We start from the raw sequence: 14,460 nt of genomic DNA, 5'->3' as shown, positions 1-14,460 counted from the left end.
TGACTCAATGTGCTACCGATGATTCAGTGCTGATATCCCCAACGCGGCACCACCGTCTGCTCGATTCCCAGATGATCAAGAATCCGCGCCACCATAAAATCGACTAAATCATCAATTGACTCAGGCTGATGATAAAATCCGGGCGCAGCCGGCATAATCGTCACGCCAGCCTGAGACAGCTTGAGCATATTTTCTAAATGAATGGTTGAAAGAGGAGTTTCCCGTACCACCAGCAGCAGTTGTCCTTTTTCTTTGATCACCACATCAGCCGCCCGTTCAATCAAATTGTCTGACATGCCGTAAGCAATCGACGCGACACTCCCGGCAGAGCATGGGCAAACGATCATTTGCTTCGGTGCAGATGAACCCGAAGCGACCGGAGAAAACCAATCTTCTTTGCCACAGACAACCAACTGTTCACTCCGGCATTGCAGATGCTCCACCAGCGTCTGATGGGCTTTGTCCGGAGCTGCGGAAAGCTTCAAACCGTGCTCGGTCGCCAGCACCACTCTCGCCGCTGACGAAATCAACAGATACACCTGATAATCCGCGGCCAGCAAATGCTGAAGTAAACGTAATCCGTAAGGCGCACCGGAGGCTCCGGTCCAAGCTAATGTGATGGCTTTTTCCCGCTGAATATCACTCATTATAGCCCTTCTCTAACTGTTGCAGTAGTTTGTCATGAATCCCGCCGAAACCACCGTTGCTCATCACCAGAATCGAATCCCCGGGGCTCGCAACCTGAATCACTTGTTGCACCAAAGCATCAATATCATCGGCCACATATCCCGGCTGGTGACACTGTGCAATCACATCAGCAACAGGCCATTCCAGTTCCTGCGGCTGGTAAATAAACACCATATCGGCCGGCACTAAAGCATCCGCGAGAAGCTGCTTATGCACGCCCATTTTCATCGTTGCCGAGCGAGGTTCCAGTACTGCGAGAATTCGTTGCGAGCCCACTTTCGCACGCAGCCCGGCCAATGTTTGTTGAATGGCCGTCGGATGATGGGCAAAGTCATCATAAACCGTCACACCATGCACTTCACCACGCTGTTCCAGACGACGTTTGGTATTAATAAAGTGGCCCAACGCTTCACAGGCCATATTGGGGACAACCCCGACATGTCGGGCTGCCGCAACCGCCATCATGGCGTTATGCACATTATGATCACCAATCAAATCCCATGACACCGTACCAACCATCTCACCATTAAATGAAATTTGGAATGAAGATCCATCTTTTTCTAATTTTGTTACATTCCAGTTTGCATTTTCACCGCAAAACTCTTGTTCGCTCCAGCACCCGCGCTCTAAAACATCATTTAAAGCAGGATCATCTTGGGGTGACAGAATGCGGCCGATACCGGGAACCGTCCGGACCAAATGATGAAATTGTTTCTTAATCGCTTCAAGATCGTCGAAGATATCGGCATGATCGAACTCTAGATTGTTCAGGATCAGGGTGTTCGGATGGTAGTGGACAAACTTAGATCGCTTATCGAAAAAAGCACTGTCATATTCATCAGCTTCAACGACAAAAAAGTCACTTTCACCTAATCTGGCGGAAATTCCGAAGTTGCCGAGTACACCGCCGACCAGAAAACCGGGTTGATAGCCGCAGTATTCTAATATCCAGCTCAGCATACTGGCTGTGGTAGTTTTTCCATGGGTGCCGGATACCGCCAAAACCCACCGTTCCCGTAACAGAAACTCACTCAGCCACTGCGGTCCGGATGTATAGGGCAGGTGATGATTCAAGACGTACTCAACACAGGGGTTTCCCCGGCTTAATGCATTGCCGATAACAACTAAATCCGGACGAGGATTGAGCTGACCAACATCAAAACCTTCTATAATTTCAATGCCTTGAGATTCTAATAATGTGCTCATCGGTGGATAAACATTGGCATCGGAGCCGGTGACCCGGTGCCCCATCTGGCGTGCCAGCGTTGCAACGCCACCCATAAATGTGCCACAAATTCCGAGTATATGTATGTGCATGAATCTCTCAGTCCTCTGTTCTGATTTTCGCTCATCTTACTGACCTTCATTATCATGATTCACATCATAAAAGCGAGTCTGAAATCGACAATCCGACAGAGATTTTACCCTCAGCCTGTCAGGATTCACGCTTATCGGTATCTTGTGTGAAAAATGAGATCTGAGTCAGTTACTTTATTACCTTAAATAAGATCTGGATCATAGAATCTTATTTAAAGGGCATCCATCGCCCATTTGCATAATGCCAATTTGCTGTCTTTCAGACGAATGGTAAATGTTCATGATTGCTTTTCAAGGAAATAACATGTCAGAAATGAGAACCTTAGGAGAATTCATTGTTGAAAAACAAACCGATTTTCCTCACGCAAGCGGAGAGCTCTCTTCCCTGCTTGCTTCGATACGTTTGGCAGCAAAAATCGTAAACCGTGAAATCAATAAAGCGGGGCTTGTAGATATTACCGGCGCTGTCGGTACGGAAAACATTCAGGGCGAAGATCAGCAAAAACTCGACGTCTACGCCAATGAGAAGTTTAAAGCTGCACTTGAAGCCCGGGATCAAGTCTGCGGTGTCGCGAGTGAAGAAGAAGACGAAGCCATCATATTTAATAAAGAATTAAATAAGAATGCCAAGTACGTCGTGTTGATGGACCCGCTTGACGGCTCAACCAATATTGATGTGAATGTCTCAGTCGGAACGATTTTCTCGATTTACCATCGCGTCTCCCCGATTGGCACCACACCAACGGCGGAAGACTTTCTGCAACCGGGTCATAAACAGGTCGCAGCCGGCTACGTGATTTACGGCTCTTCTACCATGTTGGTGTACACCACCGGCAATGGCGTCAACGGCTTTACTTACGATCCGTCGTTGGGCACATTCTGCCTCTCCCACGAGAATATGATGATCCCAGAAGACGGCAGAATCTATTCGATTAACGAAGGCAACTACATTCGTTTCCCGACCGGGGTGAAAAAATACATTAAGTACTGTCAGGAAAACGTGCCGGAAGATAATCGTCCTTATACCTCACGTTATATCGGCTCACTGGTGGCTGATTTTCACCGTAACTTGCTTAAAGGCGGGATCTATCTGTACCCAAGTACACTCAGTCACCCACAGGGTAAACTCCGTCTGCTCTACGAGTGTAATCCCATGGCATTTTTGATGGAACAAGCCGGTGGTATCGCCACTGATGGCATAAACCGGATTCTTGACCTTGATCCGCAAGAGCTACACCAACGGGTGCCATTTTTTGTCGGTTCAAAAAACATGGTGACCAAGCTTCAGGAATTTCTGGAAGCCCATAAAGACAATTAAGCCTCTCTGTATAAAGCGCCTCCGGGCGCTTTTTCTTATCCCGTCACGTTCAGTGATCAACACTTTTTGCGTTCAACGATGAAGTGAATAATAATAGGCGCTTCAAAACGTCCGCTAAACAGTAAGGAATACATTCATGAGTTTGAATAACGTACCAGCAGGTAAGTCTCTGCCTGATGATATCTATGTCGTCATTGAAATCCCGGCGAATGCTGATCCAATCAAATATGAAGTAGACAAAGAGTCTGGTGCTGTATTTGTAGACCGCTTCATGTCTACGCCAATGTTCTACCCATGTAACTACGGTTATGTAAACAATACGCTCTCTTTAGATGGTGACCCGGTTGACGTACTGGTCCCGACACCTTATCCACTGGTTCCCGGTGCTGTGATTCGCTGCCGCCCTGTCGGTGTGCTGAAAATGACCGATGAATCAGGTGAAGATGCAAAAGTTGTTGCCGTACCTCACTCAAAACTGACCAAAGAATATGACCATATTCAGGATGTCAACGATCTGCCTGAGCTGCTGAAAGCACAAATCAAACATTTCTTCGAGCGCTACAAAGAGCTTGAGTCAGGAAAATGGGTCAAAGTTGATGGCTGGGAAGATGCAGCATCCGCTCGCGCAGAGATCCAATCCTCTTATGAGCGTGCGCAAAACAAATAATCGGTCTTTTGGCTGAAAAAAGGAGAGATTTTAATCTCTCCTTTTTTATTTGGTGGTTACACGATCAATGCCTTTTAAGCTCAGATCCGCTGACACCAGTCTCCGGATGCGATCGTCTGAGTCAGCTTAGATACATCCTGATAAAAATAGATCCAAGCCATGCCGAAAGGTGTTTCGATTTGCTCTCTGCGGTATTCAACAGGCACATCTTCCAGCTCATCGAGGCGGGATAAAATCTGCTCATCAACGACATAGATTTCCCCCATGACTGACTGATGTCCGTCAATCAATCCCGGGTAAGGTCCGAGATCAAATAAGGTGAATTCCGGTGGTGTTTCGTAATATCCCAGCATCGGGCTGTCTCCCAGATGCCAGTGATTAACTTCTCCATGACGTAACGTACCGTAGACAAACACTAAATGTTGCTGCTGCATAAACACTCCTTGTTTATTCTCTCATCACGTTTATCAGAGTCAGACCTCATAATTTCAGCGCGACACCTCTAACAATAGACGCTCTTCACGTAGAAATCATGAAACCAGCTATCTTTCATCAATGTGGGTGGATGGCACCAGACCAGCTCCCCGCGGCTCTTAATTAAATTCAAACTGATACAAGACATTCATGGTACTTGTCAGCCCGGAGATCGCCTCAATATACAGATCACTCATCAGCCGATAACGCACCGTAAATTCACCGACGGAGTTAAAAATACCAACCCCATATTTCACTTGCAATCCCGGCAGGATATATCCACTGACCGTCACCTGAGACTGTTCTCCCGAACCAGAGGTATCTAACTGGAGATCCTGCACTCCGAATACCTGACCGAGCTCTCCGACCAGTTTGCCGCTCTGAGCGAGGCTCAAACCAATCAGGCTCGTCGTTAATGCGCCATTATTCGACTCCGCATCGAGATTTTGTCCGCGAATTAAGTAAGAGAGCGCATTGGCCTGCGCCATGGCCGGCTCGGAAAAAACCGACACGGACGGATTATCAGCCGGCCCGTTCACTTTGATCCCTGCCGTGACATTATCGGCAATATTCTCAGGATTACGAATTGCGGTAATCGACACATAAGGTTGACTGATCGGGCCATTCAAAATGACTTTTCCTTGTTGAATGACCAAATCTTGCCCCAGCGAACGATACGTCCCGTTCAGAATATTAACTTCTCCGGTCATGAATGGCGTGTTGTCCCGCTGTGAAATCGTCAGTTCACCTTGCAGCTTACCATCCAGCCCGAAGGCTGACAGGCGCACGCCTGAACCAATCTTCACGGTCACTTTACTTTCCAGAGTAAACGGCAGCGATTGTGATTGCTTAATCGGCTGAGCATCTTGAATAATCACTTGATCCGATGACACCTGAACTGCACTATCCGGCAGTTGATCAACGGTAATCTTCCCTTCCGGCAACTCAACCGAGCCTTCAACTCTCGCGACTTTCGGGGTCAGCGTCAGCGTCATATCCGGGATAGCCTTGAGCTTCACATAAGGGGGGAAATCAATATCGACTCCGTTAGCATACAACCGGGAATGAACTGCCCAGTCATCCAGTCTCGTCCAGTCAGCATCGCCCTGAAGATGCAAATCTCCTTCCGGTGTCTGCACCAATGCCGCAAGCTGTGCCTGATAGCCCTTAAACTGAATATCAATATTCCCCTGACGAATATCGACCGGTGTGACTTTCCCCTGTAATCGGATTTGGCTGACAGCCAGTGCTCCCGTGACCTGTGGATGTAATAAATCACCATGAACTTTCAGATGACCGTCAGCAATAGAATGAAACTCACTGTAATCGCCCAGGAGAGATTGCATCAGACTCAGATCCAACCGATTGATATCGATATTTGCCGTCATCTGCTTTTGCTGCTGTCTGATATCCGGGATCATCACCGCTAAATCAAGTGCACCATGGTCGGCAAGGTCAATCTGGCCAGTGGCCGCAAGATGATTGTCTTCGAGATCCATTTGAAGTTTCATCTTATGCCATGCGACAACGAATGATTTCATCGCAATCTGCTGCTTTAACCGGCCTTGCTCAACGAGCACCGTTAAGTGTGCTTTCGGGGGAAGCTGCTGGTCTTCGCCCTGCTTCCAGCTCAGAAAAGCTTCAGCATTAACACGGCCTTTCAGTGTGGTTTCTTCCGGCAACAGATAAACCAGACGAGCCAGATCAAGCTGACTGAGGGACACATGCAGTTGTCCGGATGACGGGCTGATCGTAATATCTTGATCGAGACATAATGAGGCGGAGTTATCCTGCCAACAGTGCGCCTGAACACTCAATTGTCGCGTCGGAGGACGCAAATCGATACTGACAGGTGACCGGAGCGTCAGTTGATGTTTTTCCACTGATAATGTGGCACGCGCCAACGTCCCTTGCCAACGACGAAATGTCCGATCAGTTGACCCCGACACCTGAAGCTGAACACGGCCTTCTGACGTATCGGCATCAAGATTGAACAGATGTTGCGATAAATCTCCGCGCCCGCTGAACATCACGGTGTTCAGTATATATTGCTGATAACGTCCCTGCTTTAGGTTCAGTACAACATCACCCCGTCCCTGAATCAAATCACTGATCTTGCCATGCAGAGAAACCTGATTGGCTTGGATTTGGTCTTGCCACTGAAGCTGCGTTCCGGTCAGTGCTATCTCCGCTTCAGGATGACTGAAGTTGCCTCGTAAGCGGATACCGCCTCGGATATCGCCTTTCCCTCCCGGGAGGCTTTTCGCTAAATCAGGGACGGAGAGATGCACGTTCATATCCCAGTGCTGATCCAAACGCCCCTTGATCCGCAGCTGATTTTTACCGTGAGAAAGAATTAACCCCGGGGTCATGGCTTGGAGCTGATTCTCTTGCGCCCCACCGGAAAGAGTCAAGGGTCCAGAGACATGTAACGGGTATTGCTGGAACTGCCCGTTCAGCTCCAGCCGGGTCACATCAAGTTGCCACTTCTGACCGGATACGGCAGCTTTCAGATCGATCTGTCCGCCTAATTTTCCGGATAGCTCAGGCCACTGTGCCTGAGGCTCAATCTGCTGAAGTGATAACTGTGAACCGAACGTGAAGCCTTTTTGCCACGCAAGCTGACTTTGCCCGCGAATTACCCCGTTGAGCGTCTTGATTTGCAATGCTGACAGGTCAAGCTGAGTAAGCGTTCCCTGACCGGAAATATCAATCTGAGTCGATGGTATCTCTTGGCCGTGAACCAACCCTTGTAAGGCAAGCTGATATTGATCGAGTTTTCCTTTCACACTGACATGCCCAAGATCCAACTGATACTGTGCATCACCGGAAAGAGGCCACTGTCCGGCAAGATTATCCACAGTGATATCAAAAGGAAAACCGGCAGTCAGCGGTTCAAGTTGTGCCGAAATACTTCCCTGAACCCGTTCACCCAACGTAGCAGATAGCTGCATCTTTGCCACACTACCATGGGCTTTTGCCGTGACACGTTGCCCTGATAGTTCCGGTACGTGCAACACTGAATTGATGTTTATATCCAGTGGATAACCTCCGGATAACGTGATATTTCCACGACCATCGGCTGCGATTTCTGGTGTGGTTACATCGACATGTTCAATGTGAATCCGGTGTCGGTATGCCTGCGCGGATAACTGGAGTGTTTGAATCTGATGGTCGCTTTCACTGCGAATATGCATATCCGTCAAGCGTAACTGATTCAAACGAATATCGATCGGAATCCATATCTCAGGCAATGTCACCGCAGGATAGGAAAAGTTGCCCAACGACGTCGCAGCACTCTGCTGTGTTGCGGGTGACGAGGCGAGCTCAAGACGAGTCTGATTGAGTGCTACTTTATCGAGGGTCAGACGGCTGCGATACCATGACAGCCCGCCACTTAATGTTTGCCACTGTAGCTGCGTTTGCGGTAAGGCCAGCGTCACATCTTCCAGTGAAAAATGCGAGACTGACAACGGTATCGGTAAACTGAAGACAGGCTCGGCCGCCGGGGTATTTTTATCCGCATCAGAAGATTGGTTACTTGCCGCCACAGAGACCTGCACATGACTGACCGTCAGGGAATCAAGGCACAATGCCGGTTGAAACAGACAACGACTGCGAACCGACAATCCGACATGTTGCAGCTTCAATTGAGTCTGCGCATCTTGGTATGCCACATCATACAAGTCGAGTTTCCCGGCTAAAATCCCTTCAGCCCGGCTGATCTGCAAGCCGGGGACAAACCGCTCAGCCCCCGAGACTGCCAAATGCAGTCCTGCCGGTGTATAGAGCAGAAATCCCGTCAACGTTATCAGAACTGCAAGCAGCAACGCGATTGCAATCATCAGCCATTGGCTGGTACGTAACGCAAACCGAATCATAACTCCGGCCCCAGAGTGAAGTGTATATGGAACTCATCCCCGGGGGTTGCATCCAGTCCCCAGGCAAAATCAAGACGTACCGGGCCTATCGGCGAAACCCATCGTACACCGACGCCCGTCCCTCTTTTCCAGTTCGGTGTCGAGTTGAACGCATCCCCATAATCATAAAACAGTGCCGCCCACCAGTTACCATAGAGATTGTATTGATACTCCAGTGATGCTGTCGCAAGATATTTTGCACCGCTCAGAGCTCCCTTCGCATCTCGCGGTGAGATCGATTCATATGAATAGCCGCGAATACTGTTATCACCCCCGGCAAAAAATCTCAATGATGGGGAAACCTGACTGAAATCATCCACCAAATTGGCTCCGCCTCCCAGACGGAATAGTCCGCGATGACGTTGCTCATAAGTGCGAATCCACGATGTCCCCGCCTGAATTCTCAAAATATCGGTTTCTGAGTGCAAATGCTCATTGCCGTATTCTAATGTCAGCGTTTCTTTGTCGCCCCATGTAAGCAAGCGCTTACCACGAACCCGGGTTCGGGAAAATGTAATCCCCGGCAAAACAAACTGCCCGACGTCATCCAGCGTTCCCAATTCATAGTTCTCAATCAGATAACGCGTGAACAGTGTCCGGTGCCACCCATTCGACAACCGCCAATGCCTTTCAACCGAGAGGTTAGATTCAATACTTTTTGTATCCAGCTTATCGACCCGTTTCAGACCGTATTGCAATTCGTAATACTGATTCAACACATCTTCCAACGGTATTTTATAACTTGTCGTGACGAGCTGTTCCGGGTTTGACAAAGAGAAACTGCTACTGAAACTGTGCCCTTTATTGTTGATCCAGGGCTTATTCCACTTCAGTAACACGGTCGGCCCGACGTCAGTCGAATAACCGGCTCCCGTTTCAATCTGGTTTTGACTGGCCGGGCTCAGGGTCACATTCATCGGTAAATTTTGCTGTGTATCGAGATGAGTCAAGTCCGGTTCGACCAAAACTGAAGAAAACCAGTCGGTATTCGCGAGACGTTGGTTAAACTCACCGACTTTAGATACCTGATACGGGTCTCCCGGCCGATAGGTCTGTAACGACGCGACGCGCTCCGGGTCAATCTGGCTCCCGACCATCGTCGTCTTACCAAAACGATAACGAAGCCCGCTATCAAAATGCAATACGACCCGGGCCAAATTGTCATCTTTTAAGATTTCCAGACGATTCTCAGCAAACTTCGTGTTAAAATAACCACGTTCCAGCGCCAGACTTTGTAGTTTGGATTTCAGTTGTTCATAATCACCGTGGTTGAGAATCTCCCCCTTTTTCAGCTGGCTTGCTTGCACAACGCGCTGAAAATACTCATCTTGATGGGCATCCCCCAACAACTGAATATCGACAGACTCAATTCGTGTCGGCGGCCCGGGATCCACGTGAACCGTGATTTCAGCGTCTTCCTGATTGAATGCAAAACGAATGGTCGGGTGATAGTAGCCAAGCGCCTGTAGTGCCTGTGATATGTTGTCTTCAAGACGCGCCTGAAAACGTAGACTGGGGGAATAATCTTTGGGAGAAACAGACGACAGATAGGCCTCGACGTTGTCATACAAATCACCGTCCAGCCCATCGATAGAAAGGGATATCTGACGCTCCGCAGAGACAGCAGAGAAACATAGCCCAAATAATAACCCCAAAAGCGTAAAATATTGTCTCATACAACCGTTGTATCAAGTCACAGGATAAAGCGTCAAAACAATATCTTAACCGTAGATAAGTCATTCGTCTGTATGCTCAGCGTAAATTTTGCCGTTTCATACACGTTGTTATTTCATCCACTTGTCATTTCAGACATGATTTGTTTCAATTCAGTGCTCCGAGCATGTCGTTTATCGACTGCGATCCGGTAGATATGCGGAACCTGTCACCCAAAAACATACTCACATCCGCTAGAATCATCCCGCTGAAATCGAGCCCCTATCACTCATCGTTTGGAAGCTGGTTAACAGTTTTCACACAATTGAGTACAACATCATCATGTTCTGCTCGTTTTAACCGCAGGAAAACAATAACCGGGTTCGCGCCTTATCCAAAATGCACTACATTTATACTCTCGGTGCCCTCAAGGTTCAGCATTCATATTTCACCTGAAGAAAGAAAGGTAAACTCATGTCAGACAAACAACAGATGGTTACAGAAGAAACCGCTCTGAAAGGTCGTTTTACACCACTTGAAATTGAAGACAGTCATTTTGTCAATCACTCCCGCCTCACGGCTGAACCAGAAAAAGGTCAACAAAAAATATTGATTGGGATGGGCTGTTTCTGGGGTGCGGAAAGACTGTTCTGGCAACTTCCCGGAGTCATTTCTACATCTGTCGGATACTCTGGCGGCTATACACCCAATCCGACCTATGAAGAAGTATGTACCGGCCAAACCGGTCATGCCGAAGTCGTCCGTGTCATTTATCAGCCACAACAGATCTCGTTGGAAACATTACTGGGTTATTTCTGGGAAAACCACGATCCAACACAGGGAATGCGTCAGGGCAACGATCTCGGTACGCAGTACCGTTCCGTGATCTACGTTTATCATGACAAACAACGCTTAATCGCAGAACATTCCCGACAAACCTATCAGAAATCACTCAATAGTGAGGGCAAGGGACAAATCACCACCGAGATCCTGTCTGCCGGGCCTTATTACTTTGCGGAGAGTTACCACCAGCAATATCTGGCAAAAAATCCGGATGGTTATTGCGGACTCGCGGGAACCGGCGTTTGCTTCATGCCACTTTAAGTGATTACTGATCATCCGATGAATAACACTTGCACCCACAGTTGATTGTTATATTATAACACTTTTCCATTCACTGCGGATGTCCGATGTTGGCTGCCAGTAAAACGATTCGTTTACCGATGACTCGTCCCTACCAAAAGATGGTTGCGACTGCTGCCATCTTTTTGGTGCTCTGGCTCAGCGCAGCTTACATTATTCATCAAGCTGACACATTGGCCGTTCATCATCAGCACCATGACTGTCAACTCTTCACCGGGATTCATCACGCAATCCAATCTTATGTGCCAGTGCTGCCAGTCATCGCGTCTCACGGATATAGCGAGCCGACGTCTGAAACTATCAGAATAAGCCTGCCGTTTCTGGCTTATTCTGCGCGCTCACCTCCGCTAGTCGTTTAGTAAATCTCAGTTCGGGACATCTCACCCTGTGATATATCAGGCAGGTTTTACTGTGTAACGATTTGCCCGCGGCTTATGATTTTTAACACAGGCTACGCCTTCACAACAGATTGTATGGCAGCCGACACATAAAAATCATCACCGCAGTTCTATCGGACATGGGTCTAAACCGAGGTTTTCATTATGAGTTCAATTTAAATTATCTTAACGACGGAGTTTTTTTCATGTTAAAAGTACATAACCTTGCACTCCTTGCAGGGCTCATTACAGCGGTATCTGCACAGGCCGAAGAAGGGTTTCGTCAGCATGAAGCGCATGTTCACGGAGTTGTCGAAATGAACATCGCTCAGGATGCTGATGCATTGTTAGTTGAAATTACCTCTCCGGGCATGGATGTCGTCGGATTTGAGCATCCGCCACAAACAGCTCAGGAGCATCAGGCACTCGACCAAGCGACAGCGCTTCTGGAACAAGCCGATAACCTCATCACCATTAACACTGAGGCTGGCTGTACACTTGAGCATAGTGATGTTCGTCAGACCGCTCACCACCATGAACATGAAGATGAACACGAGCACCATGACCATGATCACGCAGCCCATGAAAGTGAACACCATCATGACCACGATGAAGATGCAGACCATAATGAAGAACATCATCATGATGGCGATGAGCATGAGCATGGCACGCATACTGCCTTCTCAATCCAATATACATATACCTGCCGGGATAGCGGAAAATTAGACCATCTCTCCACCCAGTGGTTTAGTCATTTCCCACGGACTCATGAAATTCATGCCAATGTCTTTACGGATCGTCAGCAGACAGCAATTAAGCTGAATCCAGACCAGACAAATGTCTCTTTGTAGCATCAACTTCATCACGTATCGGCAGGACATTGAATGTCCTGCCTTCTCAGAGGATTTCGAGTAATGAAAGATTCACAACCATCTGAATCAGAATACGTCATCGAGCTCCGCAATGTGCAATTTCGATGGTCTACGGATGCACCACCTACAATTGATATTGAGCATCTGACAGTCAGTGCTGGTGAACATCTATTCATTAAAGGGCCAAGTGGCTGCGGAAAATCAACCCTGCTCGCGCTACTGACAGGGATCAATACTTGTCAGTCAGGTTCACTTTCTGTCTTAGGTCAGGAGTTATCGGCTTTACAGTCCAGACAGCGAGATCGCTTCAGAGCCGATCATATTGGCTATATCTTTCAACAGTTTAATCTGCTGCCGTATCTCTCGGTCATCGATAATGTTGTGCTGCCCTGCCATTTTTCAGCCCAACGTCGTGACCATATTGCCGGCTCCTTACAAGACAAAGCCCGCCAATTGCTGACCGGGTTGCAGCTGCCGGAACATTTACTCAACCAGCCCGTAGTTGAACTCAGTATCGGCCAACAACAACGAGTTGCCGCTGCCCGGGCATTGATTGGTTCACCGCAACTGATTATTGCTGACGAACCGACTTCAGCTCTGGATTACGATAACCGTAGCGCATTTATTCAACTCCTGATGGAGGAGGCCGATCAGGTCAATGCAACACTGGTCTTTGTCAGCCATGACCCCACACTGGAGTCCATGTTTAATCGCAGTATCAGTCTGCCGCAACTGAATCGGGTAGGAAACTAAACATGAAAATCATCATGAATCTGGCATGGAAGAGTGTTCTCAACCGCAAAACAACGGCACTGTTAACCATTTTAACCGTGGCAATTTCAGTCATTCTGTTAATGGGTGTAGAACGAATCCGAACGCAGGCAAAAAGTAGCTTTGCCAATACAATTTCCGGCACCGATCTGATTGTTGGTGGCCGCTCCGGTTCCGTGAACCTGCTCCTTTACTCTGTTTTCCGCATCGGCAATGCGACCAATAATATTGACTGGAAAAGTTTTCAGGAATTTAGCCATCACCGGGCAGTAAAGTGGGCAATTCCTATTTCACTGGGCGACTCTCATAAAGGTTTCCGGGTGATGGGCACTAACCTTGATTATTTTAAATTCTATCAATACGGACGTAAGCAGCATCTGACTTTTCAGGCCGGTCAGCCGTTCCATGGGCTTTTTGATACCGTCATCGGTGCTGATGTTGCCAAAAAACTTGGCTATCATATCGGCAGTAAAATTATCATTGCGCATGGAATCAGTGATGTCGGCTTCAGCCGTCACGACCATCTTCCCTTTACGGTCACAGGGATCCTGGCACCAACAGGTACACCGGTTGATCGTACCGTTCATGTCTCTCTGGGCGCTATCGAAGCTATTCACGTCGGGTGGGAATCCGGAGCGCACATCGGTAAAACACCGGATGCAGCCGTTCTGGAAAAACGACATTTCCAACCCACTCAAATTACAGCCATGTATCTGGGCTTGAAATCTCGTATTCAAACATTTGCATTACAGCGAGAAATCAATGAATATCGTAAAGAACCGCTGAGTGCCATTCTTCCGGGTGTTGCATTGCAAGAATTATGGGGCATGATGTCTGTTGCAGAGCAAGCACTGATGGCAGTGTCGATCTTCGTGGTAATTGCCGGTCTGATGGGGATGCTCAGCAGCCTGTTAACCAGCTTGCAAGAAAGACGACGTGAAATGGCGATTCTCAGAGCCATGGGCGCACAACCCAAACATGTTTTTGCTTTGTTAATCAGTGAGGCCAGTACCTTAACCTTTGCCGGTATCCTTGTCGGTGTGGCGGGTTTGTATGGGTTAATGTCGATTGTCGCACCACTGATTCACGCCCAATACGGTATTATGATCACGCTGGATCGTTTGAGTTATCATGAATGGCAATTGCTTGGTTACGTACAACTGGCTGGGATCCTGATTGGGTTTGTGCCCGCATTGAGCGCCTACCGACAATCTCTCAGCGATGGTATGACAATAAGAATATAGGAAATTGAATGAGAAAT

General features: G+C 48.1%; 12 protein-coding genes. 7 read left to right on the top strand and 5 right to left on the bottom strand.

Going from position 1 to position 14,460, the window contains the following annotated elements:
* Window positions 1-23: 23 nt before the first annotated feature.
* Together VR7878_RS12335 and mpl are read right to left on the bottom strand one after the other, a co-directional pair.
* On the bottom strand, window positions 24-647 hold the full coding sequence (locus VR7878_RS12335; RefSeq protein ID WP_077336382.1) for a flavin prenyltransferase UbiX: 624 nt from the start codon (window positions 645-647) through the stop codon (window positions 24-26).
* Window positions 640-2,004, bottom strand: coding sequence for a UDP-N-acetylmuramate:L-alanyl-gamma-D-glutamyl-meso-diaminopimelate ligase (mpl, locus tag VR7878_RS12330; RefSeq protein WP_077336381.1), 1,365 nt, complete (start codon window positions 2,002-2,004; stop codon window positions 640-642). The genes VR7878_RS12335 and mpl overlap by 8 nt, the downstream gene beginning before the upstream one ends.
* A gap of 304 nt (window positions 2,005-2,308) precedes the next feature.
* On the opposite strand from mpl, the gene fbp reads away from it, so the two are divergent.
* Both fbp and ppa read left to right on the top strand, forming a co-directional pair.
* Window positions 2,309-3,322 (top strand): class 1 fructose-bisphosphatase, encoded by a 1,014-nt coding sequence (gene fbp, locus VR7878_RS12325; protein WP_077336380.1) that lies wholly within the window; start codon window positions 2,309-2,311, stop codon window positions 3,320-3,322.
* 136 nt (window positions 3,323-3,458) lie between these two features.
* Entirely contained in the window at window positions 3,459-3,989 is a 531-nt protein-coding gene (ppa, locus tag VR7878_RS12320; RefSeq protein WP_038179066.1) for an inorganic diphosphatase, read from the top strand.
* Window positions 3,990-4,069: 80 nt separating this feature from the next.
* Here ppa and VR7878_RS12315 read toward each other — a convergent pair whose 3' ends face one another.
* From VR7878_RS12315 to tamA, 3 genes are all read right to left on the bottom strand, one after another.
* The gene (locus VR7878_RS12315; protein ID WP_077336379.1) at window positions 4,070-4,423 is read right to left on the bottom strand and encodes a gamma-glutamylcyclotransferase family protein; all 354 of its coding nucleotides are present in this window, start codon (window positions 4,421-4,423) and stop codon (window positions 4,070-4,072) included.
* A 159-nt stretch (window positions 4,424-4,582) separates the two neighbouring features.
* Window positions 4,583-8,344 carry an autotransporter assembly complex protein TamB gene (gene tamB / locus VR7878_RS12310; protein ID WP_077336378.1) on the bottom strand — a complete coding sequence of 1,254 codons (3,762 nt, stop codon included), beginning with the start codon at window positions 8,342-8,344 and terminating at the stop codon, window positions 4,583-4,585.
* Window positions 8,341-10,059 carry an autotransporter assembly complex protein TamA gene (gene tamA, locus VR7878_RS12305; RefSeq protein ID WP_077336377.1) on the bottom strand — a complete coding sequence of 573 codons (1,719 nt, stop codon included), beginning with the start codon at window positions 10,057-10,059 and terminating at the stop codon, window positions 8,341-8,343. The genes tamB and tamA overlap by 4 nt, the downstream gene beginning before the upstream one ends.
* A gap of 451 nt (window positions 10,060-10,510) precedes the next feature.
* On the opposite strand from tamA, the gene msrA reads away from it, so the two are divergent.
* From msrA to VR7878_RS12280, 5 genes are all read left to right on the top strand, one after another.
* A complete protein-coding gene (msrA, locus tag VR7878_RS12300; protein WP_077336376.1) occupies window positions 10,511-11,140 on the top strand; it encodes a peptide-methionine (S)-S-oxide reductase MsrA in 630 nt (209 codons plus the stop codon).
* An 86-nt stretch (window positions 11,141-11,226) separates the two neighbouring features.
* A complete protein-coding gene (locus VR7878_RS12295) occupies window positions 11,227-11,538 on the top strand; it encodes a DUF2607 family protein (protein ID WP_077336375.1) in 312 nt (103 codons plus the stop codon).
* Between the two features lie 224 nt (window positions 11,539-11,762).
* The gene (gene zrgA, locus VR7878_RS12290; protein ID WP_077336374.1) at window positions 11,763-12,407 is read left to right on the top strand and encodes a zinc uptake protein ZrgA; all 645 of its coding nucleotides are present in this window, start codon (window positions 11,763-11,765) and stop codon (window positions 12,405-12,407) included.
* Between the two features lie 63 nt (window positions 12,408-12,470).
* Window positions 12,471-13,181 (top strand): ABC transporter ATP-binding protein, encoded by a 711-nt coding sequence (locus tag VR7878_RS12285; protein WP_077336373.1) that lies wholly within the window; start codon window positions 12,471-12,473, stop codon window positions 13,179-13,181.
* Between the two features lie 2 nt (window positions 13,182-13,183).
* A complete protein-coding gene (locus VR7878_RS12280) occupies window positions 13,184-14,443 on the top strand; it encodes an ABC transporter permease (RefSeq protein ID WP_077336372.1) in 1,260 nt (419 codons plus the stop codon).
* Window positions 14,444-14,460 lie beyond the last annotated feature (17 nt).

The sequence above is a fragment of the Vibrio ruber DSM 16370 genome (assembly GCF_900163965.1).
GTDB lineage: Bacteria > Pseudomonadota > Gammaproteobacteria > Enterobacterales > Vibrionaceae > Vibrio > Vibrio ruber.
This window is presented reverse-complemented; position numbering and strand designations above follow the sequence as displayed.